The sequence below is a fragment of the Streptomyces sp. NPDC003393 genome (assembly GCF_053589015.1).
Window position 1 is genome coordinate 1 of the sequence record NZ_JBSFRB010000075.1, and the last position, 17,275, is coordinate 17,275.

At 72.5% G+C, this 17,275-nt stretch carries 17 protein-coding genes and 2 pseudogenes; 9 read left to right on the top strand and 10 right to left on the bottom strand.

Annotation, left to right across the window (positions count from 1 at the left end; translation table 11 throughout):
• Both ACWDUZ_RS37595 and ACWDUZ_RS37600 read left to right on the top strand, forming a co-directional pair.
• Window positions 1–168, top strand: a pseudogene (locus tag ACWDUZ_RS37595) (6-phosphogluconate dehydrogenase); the annotation flags it as partial.
• A 159-nt stretch (window positions 169–327) separates the two neighbouring features.
• Window positions 328–993: a TetR/AcrR family transcriptional regulator gene (locus ACWDUZ_RS37600; protein WP_451636325.1), complete on the top strand. Its 666-nt coding sequence runs from the start codon at window positions 328–330 to the stop codon at window positions 991–993.
• A 27-nt stretch (window positions 994–1,020) separates the two neighbouring features.
• Here ACWDUZ_RS37600 and ACWDUZ_RS37605 read toward each other — a convergent pair whose 3' ends face one another.
• Window positions 1,021–1,620, bottom strand: a complete 600-nt coding sequence (locus ACWDUZ_RS37605) for a TetR/AcrR family transcriptional regulator (protein ID WP_451636326.1) — start codon at window positions 1,618–1,620, stop codon at window positions 1,021–1,023.
• A 189-nt stretch (window positions 1,621–1,809) separates the two neighbouring features.
• Here ACWDUZ_RS37605 and ACWDUZ_RS37610 point away from each other — a divergent pair, with 189 nt between their 5' ends.
• The gene (locus ACWDUZ_RS37610; RefSeq protein ID WP_451636327.1) at window positions 1,810–2,682 is read left to right on the top strand and encodes an NAD(P)-dependent oxidoreductase; all 873 of its coding nucleotides are present in this window, start codon (window positions 1,810–1,812) and stop codon (window positions 2,680–2,682) included.
• A gap of 31 nt (window positions 2,683–2,713) precedes the next feature.
• On the opposite strand, the gene ACWDUZ_RS37615 is transcribed toward ACWDUZ_RS37610, so the two are convergent.
• The gene (locus tag ACWDUZ_RS37615) at window positions 2,714–3,175 is read right to left on the bottom strand and encodes a PPOX class F420-dependent oxidoreductase (RefSeq protein WP_451636328.1); all 462 of its coding nucleotides are present in this window, start codon (window positions 3,173–3,175) and stop codon (window positions 2,714–2,716) included.
• A 109-nt stretch (window positions 3,176–3,284) separates the two neighbouring features.
• Between ACWDUZ_RS37615 and ACWDUZ_RS37620 the strand changes: the two genes are divergently transcribed.
• The 3 genes from ACWDUZ_RS37620 (at window position 3,285) to ACWDUZ_RS37630 (ending at window position 6,619) form a co-directional block, all read left to right on the top strand.
• Window positions 3,285–3,890, top strand: a complete 606-nt coding sequence (locus ACWDUZ_RS37620; RefSeq protein WP_451636329.1) for a TetR/AcrR family transcriptional regulator — start codon at window positions 3,285–3,287, stop codon at window positions 3,888–3,890.
• The gene (locus ACWDUZ_RS37625) at window positions 3,887–5,308 is read left to right on the top strand and encodes an MFS transporter (RefSeq protein WP_451636330.1); all 1,422 of its coding nucleotides are present in this window, start codon (window positions 3,887–3,889) and stop codon (window positions 5,306–5,308) included. Before ACWDUZ_RS37620 ends, ACWDUZ_RS37625 begins: the two co-directional genes overlap by 4 nt.
• A gap of 78 nt (window positions 5,309–5,386) precedes the next feature.
• Entirely contained in the window at window positions 5,387–6,619 is a 1,233-nt protein-coding gene (locus ACWDUZ_RS37630) for a serine hydrolase domain-containing protein (RefSeq protein WP_451636331.1), read from the top strand.
• 196 nt (window positions 6,620–6,815) lie between these two features.
• Here the strand turns inward: ACWDUZ_RS37630 and ribA are convergent, their stop codons facing one another.
• Entirely contained in the window at window positions 6,816–7,487 is a 672-nt protein-coding gene (gene ribA / locus ACWDUZ_RS37635) for a GTP cyclohydrolase II (RefSeq protein ID WP_451636332.1), read from the bottom strand.
• 38 nt (window positions 7,488–7,525) lie between these two features.
• On the opposite strand from ribA, the gene ACWDUZ_RS37640 reads away from it, so the two are divergent.
• Entirely contained in the window at window positions 7,526–8,302 is a 777-nt protein-coding gene (locus tag ACWDUZ_RS37640) for a creatininase family protein (RefSeq protein ID WP_451636333.1), read from the top strand.
• Between the two features lie 95 nt (window positions 8,303–8,397).
• Here ACWDUZ_RS37640 and ACWDUZ_RS37645 read toward each other — a convergent pair.
• From ACWDUZ_RS37645 to ACWDUZ_RS37665, 5 genes and pseudogenes are all read right to left on the bottom strand, one after another.
• Window positions 8,398–9,309: pseudogene (locus ACWDUZ_RS37645) on the bottom strand (lysylphosphatidylglycerol synthase transmembrane domain-containing protein); the annotation flags it as partial.
• Complete coding sequence (locus ACWDUZ_RS37650) at window positions 9,306–10,523, bottom strand: hypothetical protein (RefSeq protein ID WP_451636334.1); 1,218 nt, start codon at window positions 10,521–10,523, stop codon at window positions 9,306–9,308. The pseudogene ACWDUZ_RS37645 and the gene ACWDUZ_RS37650, both read right to left, overlap by 4 nt.
• Complete coding sequence (locus tag ACWDUZ_RS37655; RefSeq protein ID WP_451636335.1) at window positions 10,520–11,704, bottom strand: glycosyltransferase family 4 protein; 1,185 nt, start codon at window positions 11,702–11,704, stop codon at window positions 10,520–10,522. Before ACWDUZ_RS37655 ends, ACWDUZ_RS37650 begins: the two co-directional genes overlap by 4 nt.
• Window positions 11,701–12,099: a 6-pyruvoyl trahydropterin synthase family protein gene (locus ACWDUZ_RS37660; protein WP_451636336.1), complete on the bottom strand. Its 399-nt coding sequence runs from the start codon at window positions 12,097–12,099 to the stop codon at window positions 11,701–11,703. Before ACWDUZ_RS37660 ends, ACWDUZ_RS37655 begins: the two co-directional genes overlap by 4 nt.
• Window positions 12,100–12,256: 157 nt before the next feature.
• Entirely contained in the window at window positions 12,257–13,240 is a 984-nt protein-coding gene (locus tag ACWDUZ_RS37665) for a zinc-dependent alcohol dehydrogenase (protein WP_451636337.1), read from the bottom strand.
• A 107-nt stretch (window positions 13,241–13,347) separates the two neighbouring features.
• Between ACWDUZ_RS37665 and ACWDUZ_RS37670 the strand changes: the two genes are divergently transcribed.
• Window positions 13,348–14,208 (top strand): CDP-alcohol phosphatidyltransferase family protein, encoded by an 861-nt coding sequence (locus ACWDUZ_RS37670; RefSeq protein ID WP_451636338.1) that lies wholly within the window; start codon window positions 13,348–13,350, stop codon window positions 14,206–14,208.
• Between the two features lie 158 nt (window positions 14,209–14,366).
• Here ACWDUZ_RS37670 and ACWDUZ_RS37675 read toward each other — a convergent pair whose 3' ends face one another.
• Together ACWDUZ_RS37675 and ACWDUZ_RS37680 are read right to left on the bottom strand one after the other, a co-directional pair.
• Window positions 14,367–14,906, bottom strand: coding sequence for a hypothetical protein (locus tag ACWDUZ_RS37675; protein WP_451636339.1), 540 nt, complete (start codon window positions 14,904–14,906; stop codon window positions 14,367–14,369).
• 628 nt (window positions 14,907–15,534) lie between these two features.
• Window positions 15,535–16,524 carry a hypothetical protein gene (locus ACWDUZ_RS37680; RefSeq protein WP_451636340.1) on the bottom strand — a complete coding sequence of 330 codons (990 nt, stop codon included), beginning with the start codon at window positions 16,522–16,524 and terminating at the stop codon, window positions 15,535–15,537.
• Window positions 16,525–16,734: 210 nt separating this feature from the next.
• On the opposite strand from ACWDUZ_RS37680, the gene ACWDUZ_RS37685 reads away from it, so the two are divergent.
• On the top strand, window positions 16,735–17,151 hold the full coding sequence (locus tag ACWDUZ_RS37685; RefSeq protein WP_451636341.1) for a hypothetical protein: 417 nt from the start codon (window positions 16,735–16,737) through the stop codon (window positions 17,149–17,151).
• Window positions 17,152–17,275 lie beyond the last annotated feature (124 nt).

Genomic DNA, 17,275 nt, shown 5'->3' on the forward strand with positions numbered 1-17,275 from the left:
TGGACCGTGGAGGCCGCCATCGACAACGCCGTGCCGCTGCCCGCGATCACGGCCTCGCTGTTCGCGCGGTTCGCCTCCCGCCAGGAGGACTCGCCCCAGATGAAGATGGTCGCGGCGCTGCGCAACCAGTTCGGCGGCCACGCCGTGGAGACGGCGACGAAGGACTGACGCGTCACCGCATACGGCCCGGGTCACCCGACGGTGGCCCGGGCCGTTCGTCATCGTGCCGCCCGGCCCGCCCCATGGGATCCCGCTGGGCCGCGCGCCCCTGCTTCTACAATCACGAACCGGAGCACAGACCCCCGCGCCCGCTTGCGAAGGAACGTGATGACGAGCGCCGACGAACCGGCATCCACCGGCGGGCGCGCCCGTGACGCCGCCCGCACCCGGGCCGAGATCCTCGACGTGGCCACGCGGGAGTTCGCCCGGGCCGGCTACGACGGTGCCCGTGTGGACGAGATCGCCGCCCTGACCCGCACCACGAAGCGGATGATCTACTACTACTTCGGCGGCAAGAAGCAGCTGTTCACGGCCGTCCTGGAACGGGCGTACGGGGTGCTCCGCGAGGCCGAGCAGCGGCTGGACGTGGAGCACCTGGACCCGGTCGCGGCCATCCGGCGCCTGGCCGAGCTGACGTTCGACCACCATGAGCGGCACCCGGACTTCATCCGCCTGGTGAGCATCGAGAACTTCCGCGGGGCGGAGCACGTCGCCGCCTCGAGGCAGCTCGGGAAGGCCGGCTCCCCGGCGCTGGACGTGATCCGCCGGATCCTGGCGGCCGGGCGCGAGTCGGGCCTGTTCACGGCCGACGTGGACGCCGTCGACCTGTACGCGATGATCAACTCGTTCTGCTTCTACCGGGTCGCCAACCGGTCCACGTTCGGCGCCCTGATCGGCCGCGACCTGGTCGATCCGGCCCGGCGCGACCACTACCGCGCGATGCTCGGCGACACCGTGATCGCCTACCTCACGGCGCAGCGCGCCACGGACTGACTCCGTACCCCGTGTGTCCCCCGGTGATCAGGCTTCGTCGTCGGGCAGCACGGCCGCGTCGAGGAGCGGGCCCAGCTCCCGGGCCACAGTGGTCAGCGGGCGCATGTCGCCCTCCGCGCGGGCCATGATGATCGCGCCCTCCAGGGAGCTGATCATCAGCGTGGCCAGCGGTTCCGCCCGTTCGGCCGGCACGCCCAGCTCCGTCAGTGCGTCGGCGACGGGCCCGCGCCAGGTCTCGAACGCGGCGGCGGCCGCCTCCCGGGTCGCGTCGGAGGCGGCGCAGTCGACGGTGGCCGCGGCGACCGGACAGCCGCTCAGTGTGCCGGCCGCCTGGTGCTCGTCGGTCCACTGCCGCACCATCGCGGTGAACAGCGCGCTCGGCGTCGGCTCGGCCAGGTCCGCCATGAAACGGGCGACGCGCCGGCCGGCGTACCGGCCCGCCCAGGCCACCGCCTCACCGACCAGCTGCTCCTTGCCGCCCGGGAAGTAGTGCTGCAGCGAGCCGCGCGGGGCGTTCGCGTGCTCGGCGACGTCCCGCATGCCGGTCGCGCCCACTCCGTCGCGCCGGATCAGCTGGGCCGCACTGAAGACCATCCGCTCCCGCGGCCCCCGCTGGACCCCCGTCATCGTCGACCTCCCGGTGCCGTGCGCGCATGTCCGGCGCGCCCTTCCGCCGTCCGGGATCTCCGTCGTCCTGCAGGACCGGCGTCCCGGACCTCGTGGTCCTGCTGTCCCTCCCCAGCCTATGACGTACGTCATAGGCGCGGCTACTATGACGACTGTCATGAACGAGCTCTCGACCCAGGGCGGTGTCCCGTGAACGTCGGCTTCATCGGTCTCGGAGTGATGGGCACGCCCATGGCGCTCCGGCTGGCCCGCTCCGGCACTCCCCTGGTCGTGTGGAACCGCACGGCCGCCCGCACCGATCCGCTGCGCGCGGCCGGCGTGGAGGTGGCCGCGGACCCGGGCGACCTCTTCGCCCGCGCGGACGTGGTGTTCCTGATGCTGGCGGACGACCTCGCGATCGACGCCACCCTCGGCCGCGGCGGCCCGGACTTCGCCGCGCTGGTCGCCGGACGGACGGTCGTGCACATGGGCACGACCTCGCCCGAGTACTCACGCGCCCTGGAGGCCGACGTCCGGGCGGCGGGCGGCAGCTGTGTCGAGGCACCCGTCTCCGGTTCCCGCGTCCCGGCGGAGAACGGCGAACTGGTGGCGATGCTGGCCGGGGACGAACCGGCCGTGCGTCGCGTACGCCCCCTGCTCGCGCCCATGTGCGCGCAGTCGTTCGTGTGCGGCCCGGCGCCCAACGCGCTGCTGATGAAGCTGTCGGTCAACCTGTTCCTGATCACGCTGGTGACCGGATTCACCGAGGCGTTCCACTTCGCCGAACGGCAGGGACTCGACCGCCGGCTGTTCCTCGACGTGCTGGACGCCGGCCCGATGGCCGGCCCGGTCTCGCGGATGAAGGCCCCCAAGCTGCTGACCGGGGACTTCTCCGTGCAGGCGGCGGCACTCGACGTGCTGAAGAACAACCGGCTGATCGCCGAGGCCGCCCGCAAGGCGGACATCGCCTCCCCGCTGCTCGACGTGTGTCACGCCCTGTTCGAGGAGACCGTCTCGCTCGGACACGGCGACGAGGACATGGTGGCCGTCCTGCGGGCGATCCGGGCTCGGACGCAGTCTTAGGGACGGCCCAGCGGTGTCCCGGCAGACCCGGTCAGCCGTCGTTGGCGCCCTTCGGGATGCCGTAGGCCCGCTCCACCTTCAGCCGCAGCACCAACCGCCGGTCGCGCACCATGGCCGCGCGGTACTCGTCCCAGTCGGGATGCTCACCCAGCACGTCCCGATACAGGCGGATCAACTCCTCCACGGTCTCGTCGTGCGGGTCCTTGGCCACCGGCGAGAGTTCGGCGGTGCCCTCGGCGACCGTGTACGCCCACCGGTCCGGACTGGTGACGTGGTAGGAGGCACGCGGGTCGCGGCGCAGGTTGCGGGTCTTCGCGCGGTCGTCGGTGATCGAGACGCGGATGACGCGCTCGTCCGGGTCGTAGGCGTGGCTGACGTTCGACAGCTGGGGGCGGCCGTCGCGCTTGAGGGTGACCAGTACCCCGCCGTGGCCCTCGGCGAGCAGGGCGAGCAGCGCGTCCGGCACTGGGTCGTGCGTCGTGTCCTGAGTCATACGTTCCTCAACTCTCGCGGCGGAGCTTCCCATTCCCGGTGCGAGCCCGCGCCCGCCCTGCCCTCCGCATGAGTAGACACTGTCTACTCGCTGCTGGTAGACAGTGTCTATGAGCGAGCGGGGCGACAACGAGCAGGAGAACCATCCGAAGGGGCTGCGGGAGCGGCTGGTCGACGTCGGGGTGGAGCTGGTGGCCACGGAGGGCTCCCAGGCCCTGACCCTGCGGGAGATCGCCCGCCGGGCGGGCGTCTCGCACGGGGCGCCGCGCCGCTGGTTCCCCACCCACCGGGACCTTCTCTCCGCCATCGCACGCCGCGGCTTCGGCGAACTGGCCGAGCGGGCCGCGGCGGCGATGGCCGACGGCGGGGAGGGCCCGCGCGCTCAACTGACCGCACTGGGCCAGGCATACCTGGGCTTCGCGCTGGGCAACCGCGGCATGTACGAACTGATGTTCCGTCACGATCTGCTGGAAAGCGGACACCTGGGACTGCGGGACACCAGCCTGCCGCTCTTCGACGTGCTGGTCGACCTGGTCGGCCGGGCCCGCCCCGGCGCCGACGCCCGCACGGTCGCCGCCTCCCTGTGGGCCAACCTGCACGGCATCGCCCAGCTGTGGAGCTGGGGCAGTCTCCAACTCACCACCGGAGCCGACCATTTCACGCCGCTCCTGCGCACCGCCCTGGACGCGCACCTCGGCCCGGAGAGCGACCGATGAGCCACCGGCCGGCCGTGGCACTCGCGTGCAGCGTGGCCGGCGCGGTGATCGTCGCCCTGGACGGCACGGTCCTCACCGTGGCACAGCCCGCGCTGACGCACGACCTGGAGGCGTCGTACACACAGGTCCAATGGACCAGTACCGGCTACCTCGTCGCGGTGGCGAGCCTCCTGGTGTTCGCCGGACGGCTCGGTGACAGATACGGCCACCGGTGGTTGTTCGCCGGCGGGATGCTCGGCTTCGGGGCGGCCTCGGCGGGCATCGGCCTGGCGCCCGGCATCGAGTGGGTGATCGCGCTGCGCGTCCTACAAGGAGTGTGCGGGGCGCTGCTCCAGCCGGCCACACTGGGCATGCTGCGCGCCGCCTTCCCGCCCGACCGGCTCGCCATGCCCCTCGCGGTGCGGACCTGCGCGATCGGGGTGGCCGCGGCCGCCGGCCCGGTGGCGGGCGGCGCCCTGGTGGCGGCGCTGGGCTGGCGGGCGGTGTTCTTCCTGAACATCGGGCCGGCGCTGCTGTTCGGCGCACTCGCGCCGACCCTCACGCCGCCCGGACACGAGCCTGTCCCTGCCCCGCGCATCCGGCTCGACGTGCCGGGCGCGCTCCTGCTCGCCGTCACCCTCGGCTGCGCCGTGCACACGCTGGTCGTCCTGCCCGATCCCGGCCGGGCGGGCCTGGCCACGGCATCGGTCACGGGTGCGGTCGCCGTGGCCGGGGCGGCGGCTTTCGTCCGGCACGAGCGCCGTACCGAGCACCCGCTGCTGCCCCCGGACGTCGTCGGCTCGGCGGCCGTGGGCTCGGCGGTCGGCGTCCTGGTCGCCGCGTCGGCCGCCCTGTCCGGCACGCTGTTCGTCGTCACGTACGTCCTTCAGGACACGCTGGGCCTGAACCCCTTCCAGAGCGCCCTGCGCAGCCTGCCGCTCGCGGCGCTGATGGTGCTCGCGGCGGCCGTGTGCCCGGCGCTGCTGCGCCGGGCGGCGGCCCGCCGTACCACCGTGGCGGCCATGGCCGCGCTCGCGCTGGGCGTGCTGGTGCTCGCCCACGCGACGGGAACCCTCGCCCTGTGCACCGGCTTCGCGCTGCTCGGCGCCGGGTTCGGCACGGTGATGGTGGCCGCGACGCAGGTCGTCGTGCGTCAGGCAGCGGTCGGCTCGGCCGGCGTGGCGGGGGGCGTCCAGCAGACCGCGATGAACGTGGGCCCCGCACTGGGCGTGGCGGCGGCGACCGCGCTGCGGGCCGTCGGCGCCGGGCCCGCGCTGCCGCTCGCCGTGCTCGCCGGGGTGGCGGGAGCCGGGGCGATGGCGGGCCGTGCGCTGCCGGGACGTCCGTCTGCCGCGGGCACCGACGGTCGCGGTCCGAGACCGCCGGCCGGCGCCGCCCGCGCGGCCGTTCCCGTGTTCCCGCGCGACCATGAGGCCTGAGGGCACCCTCGGACGGGTAAACCGCAGTGGTCCTCGCGCGACGGGGGCAGGACGAGCGGAACAGGCCCGAGGAGAGCGATGGCACAGCTGCGACAGGAGGTCGAGCCGGGCGAGGCCGGGCTGGACCCGAAGGTGCTCGACCGTCTCGACGGGTATCTGGCCCGGCTCGTCGACGAGGGCCGCCTGCCCGGATACCTCGTGGCACTCGCGCGCGGTGGCCGGGTCGCCCACCTGACGACGTACGGCCTGCGGGACGTGGCGGCCGGGCTGCCCGTCGAGAGCGACACCGTGTGGCGGATCTACTCCATGACCAAGCCGGTGACCGCGGTCGCCGTACTGCAACTGGTGGAGGAGGGCAGGCTGTCCCTGGACGACCCGCTGGAACGGCACCTCCCGGCCTTCGCCGGCCCCCGGGTGTACGTCGGCGGATCGGGTGATGACGTGAGGACCCGCCCCGCCGCCGGGCCCATCCTCATACGCCAACTGCTCACCCACACCGCGGGGCTGACGTTCGGCTTCTACCACTCCCACCCCGTCGACGCCCTCTACCGAGCCGCCGGTCTGGCCTCGTCCGTGCCGCCGGGTGCCGACCTGGCCGAGACGACGGATGTGTACGCGCGCCTGCCGCTCCAGTTCGACCCGGGCACGCAGTGGAACTACTCCGTCGCCGGCAACGTCCTCGGCCGGGTCGTCGAGGTGGTGTCGGGGCAGCCGCTCGACGTGTTCTTCACCGAGCGGATCCTCGGACCGCTCGGCATGACCGACACCCGCTTCCACGTCGCCGGGGAACAGGCGGGCCGGCTGGCCGAGTTGTACGGGCAGACCGAGGACGAGACCGCCATCGAGCCGATCCCCGGCCTTCCCCTCCACGGCCGCCCCCGCTTCCTCTCCGGCGGCGGCGGCCTGGTGTCGACCGCGCACGACTGGCATCGCTTCATGGAGCTGCTGCGCCGCGGCGGCGAACTCGACGGCACCCGGCTGCTCTCCCCCGGCACGGTCGGCCTGATGACCCGCAATCACCTCCCCGGCGGCGCCGACCTGCGCTCCTACGGCAGCCGGCCCGTTCACGACGAGCCCTTCAACGACGGCATGGGCTTCGGCTTCAACGTCTCCGTCGTCGTCGACCCCGCCCGCACGCAGGCACCGGCCGGCCTCGGCGCCTTCGGCTGGAGCGGGGCGGCGACCACGACCTTCTGGATCGACCCGGGACGCGAACTGACCTGCCAGTTCATGACCCAGCTCCGCCCGAGGACCTCGCCGCGCATCTACCCCGAGCTCAGGCGGCTGGTGCACGAGGCGGTCACCGGCTGAGGCCGGGGTCCCCGGTCTCAGGACGGCCGGCGCGCCGGACGTCCGGTACCGCACAGCCGCCGGGCCGGGCGACGGCCGCTCGGCCCTCAGCAGCCTCGGCGCCCGACGACGGCCGCCCGGTACCGCGGGAGCCGCCCGGCCGACGACAGCTGTTTGGTCCTACAGGAGCCGCCGGGCCCGAAGACGGCCTCGCGTCTCAGGACAGGTGGGCCACCGCGTCCAGATGGGGCAGGTGGTGGTCCATGCGTTCCCGCTTGGTGCGCAGATAGGTGATGTTGCTCTCGCACGGCGGGATCAGCAGCGGGACCTGCTCGGCGACCTGGATGCCGTGCCGTACCAACGCCTCGCGCTTGCGCGGGTTGTTGGACATCAGGCGCACCGAGCCCACGCCCAGGTCGTGCAGGATCCCGGCGGCGACACCGTAGTCGCGGGCGTCGACGGGCAGGCCGAGGGCCAGGTTCGCCTCGACCGTGTCCAGGCCCTCCGCCTGGAGCGCCATCGCCCGCAGCTTGGCGAGCAGCCCGATGCCACGGCCCTCGTGGCCCCTCAAGTACACGACGACGCCGCTGCCTTCGGCGACCACGGCACGCAGCGCGGCGGCCAGCTGGTCCCCGCACTCGCAGTGCTGGGAGCCGAAGGCGTCCCCGGTCAGGCACTCGGAGTGCAGCCGGACCAGGACCCGCTCGGCGCCGATGTCGCCGTGGACCAGGGCCACTTGTTCGTCGCCGCGGTCGTGATCCAGGTAACCGATCGCCTGGAATTTTCCGTAGACAGTGGGCAGCGGGGCATTCACGACGCGTTCCACACCCGTGCGCCGTGCGGAGTTCCCTGCGGACTTCTTGCCGAGTACGCCGAGGTTTTCTGTCATGATCTGGATCCTAAGCAGAGACGAAAGGCCGGGAAAGTATGAGTGGTTCGGAAACACGGCCGACGGCACCCGGTGCGGGTGTCCTGTTGCCGGCGGACACCACGGAAGACGTACGGGATCGGGGGGCGGGCCGCGCGCCGCAGGTGGCCGTGCTGCCGGTGGGGAGTTTCGAGCAGCACGGCCCGTACCTGCCGCTGGCCACCGACACCCTGGTCGCCTGCGCCATCGCGGCGGAGATCGCCGGCGCGTATCCGGTGCACCTGCTGCCGCCGGTGACGATCTCCTGCTCGCACGAACACGCGGCCTGGCCGGGGACCGTCAGCATCTCTTCGGTGACCCTCCATTCGGTGGTGCGGGACATCGCCGACTCACTGCGCCGCTCCGGCATCGAGGCCCTGGTGGTCGTCAACGGCCACGGCGGGAACTACGTGTTGGGCAACGTGGTCCAGGAGGCCTCCGCGCGCGGCGAGCGCATGGCGCTCTTCCCGGCCGCGGAGGACTGGGAGGCGGCGCGTGAGCGGGCCGGGGTGCGTACCTCGTTGCTCACCGACATGCACGCGGGAGAAATCGAGACCTCCGTTCTGCTGCACGCTCATCCGGAAATGGTCCGGGCCGGTCACGAAAAGGCCGACTTCGTCGCGGACGACCGGCGCCATCTGCTGACCACCGGAATGTCCGCCTATACCGAATCGGGCGTCATCGGCCGTCCTTCCCTGGGGGCCGCCGAAAAGGGCAAGGAACTGCTGGCGAGCCTGGCGGATTCCTTCGCACCGTATTTCTCGCTGTTGACGTCGGCGGGCACCGCCGGCGCGTAGGCGCCGGCGCGGCGCCGGGCGACCAGGACGAGCGCGCCCGGCAGGCTCGCCACGAAGCTCAGCACCCCGTACACCACCGCCACGGCCACTCCGGTGCTCGCTCCGAGTCCGGCGGCCCCGAACGCCCACGCGGTGACGCCCTCCCGGGGTCCGAACCCGCCGACATTCAGCGGCAGTCCCATGGCGGCCAGCGCGAGCACCGCCAGCGGCAGCAGCACGGGCACCGGGGCGGTGCAGCCGGCGACCCGGGCGGCGACCACGAACGTCGCGAAGTGCCCGGCGAGGACGACGGCGGAGGACAGGGCCACACCCGGCCCGTTGCGGCGGGACAACAGCCCGGCACGTGCCTCACCGAGCATCCGGCCCAGGGTGCGCCCACGGCGGGAGGGGGCCGCCCGGTTCATGCGCAGCGCGAGCAGCACCGCGAGCACCCCGACGACGGCGAGAGCGACGAGCGGTGCGAGGTGCAGGGCCTGGGCCCGGACCGGGGAGGGCAGTGTCAGCAGCATCGCCGTGCCGGTGACGGCGAGCGTGAGCTGCCCGGCGACCCGCTCCAGGACCACGGCCCGCACACCGCGTCCGACGTCCCCGGCGCTCTGCCCGTGCCGCACCGCCCGGTGCACATCTCCCAGGACGCCGCCGGGCAGGGCCGCGTTCAGGAACAGCGCGCGGTAGTAGTCGGCCACGGCCGCGCCGAGCGGCAGCCGGATGTACAGGCCGCGGGCCACCAACTGCCAGCGCCAGGCGCTGCACACGGTGGTGACCAGCCCGATCACGAGTGCCGTGGTCAGCGAGGGCGCGTCCAGCCGGCGCAGCCCCTGAAGCAGCACTCCGGTGCCCAGCCGCCACAGCAGCACGGCGAGGATCACGACGCCGATGACGGTGCCGGCGTGGGCGCGGACGGCGCGGACCCACGGGCGGGGCAGGAGGGCCGGCCGACGGGACAGGAGCGCCGCCGACCGGGGCCGGGGTGGTGCGGTGCGTACGTCCACCGTCTGCGCGCTCATGCGGCACCGCCCGTGAGGCCCGGCAGCGCGAGCAGGTCGCTGTGGTGGACGACCACCCGCAACTCCCCCGCCGCACAGGCGTCCAGGCGCTCGGCGAGGAATGGGTCGGCGCGCGCCCTCAGTTCGGGGCGCTGCTCGACGGCCGCGCCGACCCAGCCGCGCAGCCACTGGGCGGTCAGTTCACGCCGGTCGGGTCCGAGCCGCCAGGGGCTGGGACACACGCGCACGCCGGCTCCGTGTGCGGCGAAGGCCTCGCGGGCCGCCGTCACCGCGTCCGGGCCGAGCAGTCCGGTCCGGCGCTGGTGGGCGTTGAACGCCTCGGTGACCTCGGCGTCCAGGGGGTCGCCCGGGGTCAGCTCGACACGGCCGGCCACGGACAGGGTGAGCAGCGCGGGGCAGCCCGCGCCGGCGCAGGCGGCGGCGAGGGCGTCGACCTCCTCACGGGTGAGGACGTCCAGCAGCGCGGACGCCGTCACCAGCGAGGCACCGGCCAGGGCATCCGGGGTCAGCCGGGCGATGTCGCCGCGCCGTGTCTCCACGGTGATCCGGCTGCCGTCGGCGGCGGCGCCCGCGGCGCCCACGGCGGCGAAATGCAGCAGGTAGGGGTCGCGGTCGTGCAGGATCCAGTGCTGGGCGCCGTCCAGCCGGGGGGCGAGCCAGCGGCCCATCGAGCCGGTGCCGCACCCCAGATCGTGCACGACGAGCCCGCCGTGCGGGTCCGCCCGGTCGGCGAGCCGGGTCCGCAGCGGCTCGAGCAGTTCCGTGGCCCGTGCCGCCGCGTCGGCGGCCTCCCGCAGCCGCAGCCACTCGGGCGCGTACCGGGACGGCTCCTCGGGGGCGTGCCCGGACGGTTCCTGGGGTGCGTGCCCGGACGCTGCCTGGGGTCCGTGCCGGGACGGCGGCTCCTCGGGCCCGCCCGCCCGCAGCCGCACGGTGGCCCGCTCACCGTGCCGGCGGTCGGGACCGGCGCCGGGGATCACCGTGCCGGAACCGGGCGCGGAGCCCTGGCCGGAGGTCACCGGGCCAGAACCAGGCGCGGAGCCCTGGCCGGAGGTCACCGGGCCAGAACCAGGCGCGGAGCCCTGGCCGGAGGTCACCGGGCCAGAACCGGGGGTGGAGCCCTCGCCGGGGATCACCGATCCGGAACCAGGCCCTGAGCCCCCGCCGGGCGTCACCGATCCGGGACCGCCAGGCGGTGCGGTCGTCTTCCTCATGCCGCCCTCCGGGGTTCCTCGGGGAGCCGGGCGAGGACGCCCGCCAGGCTGCGGGCGGTGGTCGCCCAGCCGTCGAGGGCGGCGCGGCGGCCCCGGGCGGCGGCCTTGAGCCGGCGGCGCACATCGGCCTCGCCGAACCAGCCGCGCAGTTCCGCGGCGAGGGCGACGGGGTCCTCCGGCGGGACGAGGATGCCGGGCACCCCGCCGTCGGGGGCCCGGCCGACCGCCTCGGGCACTCCGCCGACGTCCGTGGCCAGTACGGGAATGCCGCGTGCGAGCGCCTCGGTGACGGCCATGCCGTAGGTCTCGGCGTAGGAGGCGAGGACCATCAGGTCGGCGGCGGCGTAGCGGGCGTCGAGGTCGGCGCCGGAGCGTGGTCCCACGAGGTGGAAGCGGTCCTGGAGGCCGTGCTCGGCGATCAGGTCGCGCAGCCGGGCGACATAGGCGGGGTCCTGGGTCAGGGCGCCCACGCACTCGCAGCTCCAGGGAAGGTCCGTGACCGTGGCCAGGGCCTCGATGAGCCGGTGCTGCCCCTTGCGCGGGGTCACGGCGGCCACGCACAGCAGCCGTGAGACACCGTCGGTGCCGGGGGCGGGGGGCGCGATGTCGGCGCCCGGCGCGGCGACGTGGACCCGGTCGGGGACGAGCCCGTGGTGCGAGACGAGACGGCGGACCGCCCAGTCGCTGGTGGCGACGACGGCGGGGACGGCCCGCAGCACCTGCCGCTCCCGGGCGTCCAGTTCGGCGGCCACGGCGGGTTCGAGCCCGGTCTCGTCGCCGAGCGGAAGGTGGACGAGGACGGCCAGGCGCAGCCGTTCCGCCTCGGGCACGACGGTCTCGGGGACGCCGCAGGCGACGAGCCCGTCCAGGAGGACGACGGAGCCGTCCGGCAACTCGCGCAGAACACGGGCGAGTTCCGCGCGGGCCCGGGCACCCGGGCGCGGCCACTCACCCTGCACGGGGTGCGGCCGGACCTGCCAGCCGAAGCCGGGCAGGTCGAGGCTGACGCGGCGGTCGTAGGTGTTGCCGCCACTCGGCGTGGCCGGGTCGTCGACGCCGCCCGGCAGAACGAAGTGCACGGTGCGCAGGGACATGGGGGTGATCCCGACGTGAGGGCGGCCCGAGCGCGGCGCGGGCACGAACGCGAGGGACGGGGAACGGTGCACGGTCGTCTCGGTCACAGGGCACGCTCGTAACTCGCCCAGGCGACGTGCGACTCGTGCAGAGTGACGGTGAGGCCGGCCAGCTCCCTGGCACCCTCGCCGAGGGCGCCCTTGTGGATCCGCTCGACGAGCCGGTCGGCGATGACCTTGGCCAGGTACTCCGTGGAGGTGTTGATCCCGGCGAAGTCGGCTTCGTTGTCGAGGTTGCGGTAGTTCAGCTCGCTCACGACCGCGCCCAGTTCCTGGGTGGCCAGCCCGATGTCGACGACGATGTTGTCGTCGTCCAACTGCTCGCGCCGGAACGTGGCGTCCACGAGGAAGGTGGCTCCGTGCAGCCGCTGCGCGGGCCCGAACACCTCACCGCGGAAGCTGTGGGCGATCATGATGTGATCACGGACGGTGATGCTGAACAACGAACGACCCTCCAGGTACAGCGCGTCTGGTCCCCGGCGGCTTCCTGCCGGCCTCTGCCGACGTCTGCTGCTCCCCGCCGGGGGATGCCGTGTAGTACGGCTCTTCGCTTCCCCTTGTTCAGTCGATTCCCACCGACTTCGCTCAGGTTTTCTCAGGTCAGGCGCTCGCGTCGTACCGCACCCGGTGGCACAGGGCCGGGATCCGCCCGGCAGCGAGCTCCGGCATGACCTTCGGCAGCTCCTCGAAGGCGGACTCCCCGGTGACGAGGGCGTCCAGCTCCGGGGCGGCGAGCAGGTCCAGGGCGAGGGCCAGCCGGTCCGCGTGCGTACGGTTGCCGCGGCGGGCCGGGGAGACCGTGCCGACCTGGCTGCTGCGCACGACCAGCCGGCGGGAGTGGAAGGCCTCGCCGAGCGGCAGGGCGACTCTGCGGTCGCCGTACCAGCTGAGTTCGATGACCGTGCCCTCGGGGGCGAGCAGTTCGAGGGCACGGGCCAGGCCCTGCTCGGTGGCGCTGGCGTGCACCACGAGGTCGCACTCGCCGAGCGCCTCCTCGGGCAGGGCGAAGCCGACACCCAGGGCCTGGGCGACTTCGGCGCGGGCGGGATCGGCGTCCACCAGCTGGACGCGCACACCGGGGAACCGGGCCAGCAGTGCGGCCACCGAGCAGCCGACCATCCCGCCGCCGACCACGGCGATCCGGTCGCCGATCAGGGGCGCGGCGTCCCACAGGGCGTTGACGGCGGTCTCGACGGTACCCGCGAGCACGGCCCGCTCGGCGGGGACGGACTCCGGTACGGGGGTCACCGCGGCGGCCGGGACGACGTACCGGGTCTGGTGCGGATAGAGGCAGAAAACAGTTCGCCCGACCAACTCGTCCGGGCCCTCCTCGACCACCCCGACGCTCAGGTAGCCGTACTTCACCGGCCCCGGGAAGTCGCCCTCCTGGAACGGCGCCCGCATGGCGTCGTACTGACTGGCGGGGACCCCGCCCCGGAACACCAGTGTCTCCGTACCCCGGCTGATCCCGGAGTACAGCGCCCGGACGACGACCTCGCCCTCACGGGGATCCGGAAGGCGCGTGTCACGCACCTCGCCCTGACCGGGCGAACGGAGCCAGAACGCACGTGCGGAACGGTTCATGGGCGGCCTCCTGAACGATCGGGAAGTTGTTCACGTACGGAGATGTGCACAGGCCGCGCACAGTACGCGGCGTTGATCGACTCTGTCACTCGGCCGGAGGGTGTGCGGTGGCCCTGAACAACACGTACGACGCCAGGTCAGGCCTGAGGCCTGCCCAGCAGGAGACTGCCGTGGGAGCGGGCGTGCAGATCCTGCTCCTGGCCCTGCTGGGCATGGCGGTCGGCATGGGCCCGGCGGGCTGGGTGACCGGCCTGGTCTTCGCGATCGCCACCTGGGCGGTGCTCTCCCGGGCGCTGTACCGGTCCCGGCTCACCTCCTTCGGCGCGGCCAACCGGGTGACACTCGGCCGGGCCACACTCGTCGGCGGTGTGACGGCACTGGTCGCGGACTCCTTCCAGGGCTCACCGCCGGCCTCACTGCTGGTCGGCCTGACGGCGGTGGCCCTGATCCTGGACGGCGTCGACGGCAAGGTGGCCCGCCGCACCGGCACCTGCACGGCGCTGGGCGCCCGCTTCGACATGGAGGTCGACGCGTTCCTGATCCTGGTGCTCAGCGTCTACGTCTCGACGGACCTGGGCCCATGGGTCCTGCTGATCGGCGCCATGCGCTACGCCTTCGTCGTCGCGGCCCGCGTCCTGCCCTGGCTCAACGCCCCGCTCCCCCCGAGCACGGCCCGCAAGACCGTGGCCGCGCTCCAGGGCATCCTCCTGCTGCTGGCGGGCTCCGGCCTGCTGCCGCACCGGGCCGATGTGGCCGTGGTGATGCTGGCCCTGACGCTGCTGGTGTGGTCGTTCGGGCGGGATGTGGTGTGGCTGTGGCGGACCTCCCTGGTACGGACGGCCCCGGCCGCCGGACTCCGGGCGGTGCGGGAGGCGGCCGCTCCCGTCATCGAGCCCGTCGCAGAACCCGTCACGGCCCGTACCCCGGAACCGGCCGACGAGCTGATGGAGGGCGCGCGGGCGGCTTGACGTCACGCGTCGAGGCAATCAGCCATACCGCACACCTTGTTGGGGACGCGAATGGTCAGGAGTGCTTTCGTGCCCCCTATGCTTGACGTAGCGGGCGGCCGAGCGGGGACGTACGCCGAGGCGGCGCTCGCGGCCTGGGCGCCCAGGCCGAACGGTCGCTACACGACTCCCGCCGCGTCCAGCAACCGGACCAGGTCCTTGCGACCGTATCCCAGCAGGGAGGCACGGTGAGCGGCCGTCAGCAGCAGGTGCGCCACAACCCGCGCCGGGTGACCGTTCCTGTCGTCGCCGAGCCATTCCTCGGGTTTCTCGATACCCAGGCTGTTCATCACGAGCCCGTGCTCACGGCGGACCTCCGCGATCGTGCCGGCCACGGCGTCCAACAGCGACTTCCCCGGGCGCTCGCACTCCAGGGCAAAGCCACCCCTGTCGGCCGCCACACATCCGTCGGGCGGATGAGCCCGCAGGGCCGCGTACCGCGGGTCCTGGAAGTCGCCGGCGTCGAAGGAGTCGTCCAGCAGGCAGAACCGGTGATAACCCGGTGGGACGGGCGGAGGCGGAGGCGTGTACTCCCAGCCCGCGTCCTCGTACAACTGCCGCTTGACCTCTTCCTCATCGGCCAGTGTCACTGCGAACCCTGTGTCCTCGTTCCGACCGGTCACAGTGTTGTCAGGGTTACGGTGGAATGACAGTCCCATGTGTGTCTCCTTCGATTCCCGATGACCTGGAAGATCCCCTCACCGCGTCGAACGAGCCGCCCCCGCCGCTTGTGCCCATGCCGGGCGATATCACCTGATCGCGTGACGGTACGCAGATCCGCTGACCGCCTTCTCTGGAACGCCGGGTTCCTACGCACCGGCCATCGAGTGCGACGGCACGATGTACCACTCCTCGCGGCGGTCCGTCACCGCGACGGGCTGCGGGAGAAGATCCTGCGCGACCTGGGCTGGAACCTGCACCGGACCGGCGGGACCGACCGCTACCGCAACCGCGTGGACGCACAACGGCGGTTGCACGGGGCTGCCGAGGCGCCCGCGCGTCCGTACGCACCCGTTGTGGATGTCACGCCGACTCCATGCCCGCCGAAGCCGACGCCGGAGGCGCCCCCACTCCCCCAGTCGTGCCGGAGACAGGTACCAGTGTGAAACTGTTTTCCGGTACGGCCGGGAATGAGGCGTCGCAGATGGCCATAAGCGCCGACGAGGCGCGCACAAACTTCGCGGTTCAGCAGTCGGTCCTGGCCTCGGACACCACCCCGCGTCCCGCCCGCGACCCGTACATGTGAGCAACGAGGACGCCACCGCGCGTGTCCCGTCGGCGGACGGTTCACGCGCGGTGGAACACGTCGAGTGGGCCGCAAGCAGTCGGCTCGCTGTCGGCCGGCTCGGGATGGTCGCCCACGCGGTCCCGGAGGATGCCGACGATGTCGGGCCACACGGTGAAGCGCCCTCCGTCGCCGACGAGGATGCGGTCCCAGTCCTGGGCAGCCGAAACGCCGGCTCGGTCGATGACGAACCCGAGGCAGTCGGCCGCGCCCTGATCGAGCGTGCGCACCAGTGCCGCGACAGCCTCCTCGCGATCGGTCACGGGGATGCCGGTGAGGCGCAGCGTGATGCTCTGCGTCGGCTCGTCCGTGCGTCGCACGATGCCGGTCAGGGATTGGTCGCAGCCCTTCCAGCAGGTGAACTCGATCTTCGAATACCGATCGTCAGCCAAGGCAGCGGACAGGGCGGCGCGCTCACCCATCAGCGGCTCACGGTTTCCGACCGGCATCTCGCGGAATCCGAAGAGGGCATTGGTCAGCGGGTGCACGGCGGAGAGCCCGGCGTCCTCCAGATGCGTGAGGAGCTGATGGGCGCGGGCGCTGTCCAGCTTCGGCACGTACCAGGTGAAGAAGCCGGCGGCCTTGGGCGGGGTCGCAGCGGGGGCATTGTCCGGGAACTCCACCTTGAAGATGTGCCTGGCCTGCTCATCGGGCACAGCGGGGACCGTGTAGTTGTTGGTCCGGATGTAGCTCAGGAACCCCTGTGGCAGGGCAGCGTGGTGACGACGTACGTAGTGCGTGAGATCGACGGGCCAGAGCCAGGTGCCGTCCGTCATCAAAGATCCGGAGCCGAGGATCCACTCTTCGCCGGTGAGGACGTCGCGCTCGGCGCCCATGGTGGAGTAGATCTCCAGGCCCGATTCCAGGTAGGTGAGGATACGGTCCTCGTCCCAGGGCCCACTGTCCTGTACGGCATCTCGCAGCGACGGCGCATCATCTGCCGTGGGGGCCTGACCGCCGATCTCCCGAAAGAAGCCCCCTCGCTTGATCATTTCCACTCCTGTGAGCCTGCCGTTGGTGGGCCATGGGCAGGTAGGTGCGCCAGTAGCCATTGTCGTCGATGGTGGCCGTGATCCAGTTCGCCTTCGCCGACCTGGTCCGTACCGCATCAACGAGCTAGGTTTCCGGCTCACCAGCCCTTTGCAGCCCCGCCTGAGCCTCACGTAGAGTCGCGGCATCTGATCATGCTCGGGGGAGAGATCATGACCGAGGACGACATATCACCGGGCGGTGCGGCGCCCACTCGAATGCGCCTGAACCATGCGGCCCCGCTCGATGGCGGGGGAGGCTCGCCGTCCGGCGGCAAGGATCTCGCTTCGAGCCCCGCGCAGAAGAAGAAGGCGGCCGAGGTGATCGAAAAACACCTGGAGCCTGACACCCACAGGGACGGCACCCAGGCGCGTGAGAGTACGGGGTCAGCCGCGCGGGAGTTTGAGGGGTGGCTCACCGGACCTGCTCTGAAGACCGCGCGTAAGACGTGGAGCGAACAGCTCACGACGCTGATGAACCGCCTCGGCTCGGAGAAGGCCGCGTTGCGCGCCACGAACACGCTGCTGCAGAACACGGACACCGGCATCGAGCTGGGCATCCGCAAGTCCTCCGTGCTCGACTCGTTCTGATGTCACGGGTCCGACCGAACCGCGGGCGCCTAACCTCGCGCTTTCATGAAGAGGGTTGTCCGGCAGGTGGTCAGGAAAGCAGAAAGTGCCTCTGACCAGCAAGAATGAGGATTGTCTAGGTCCT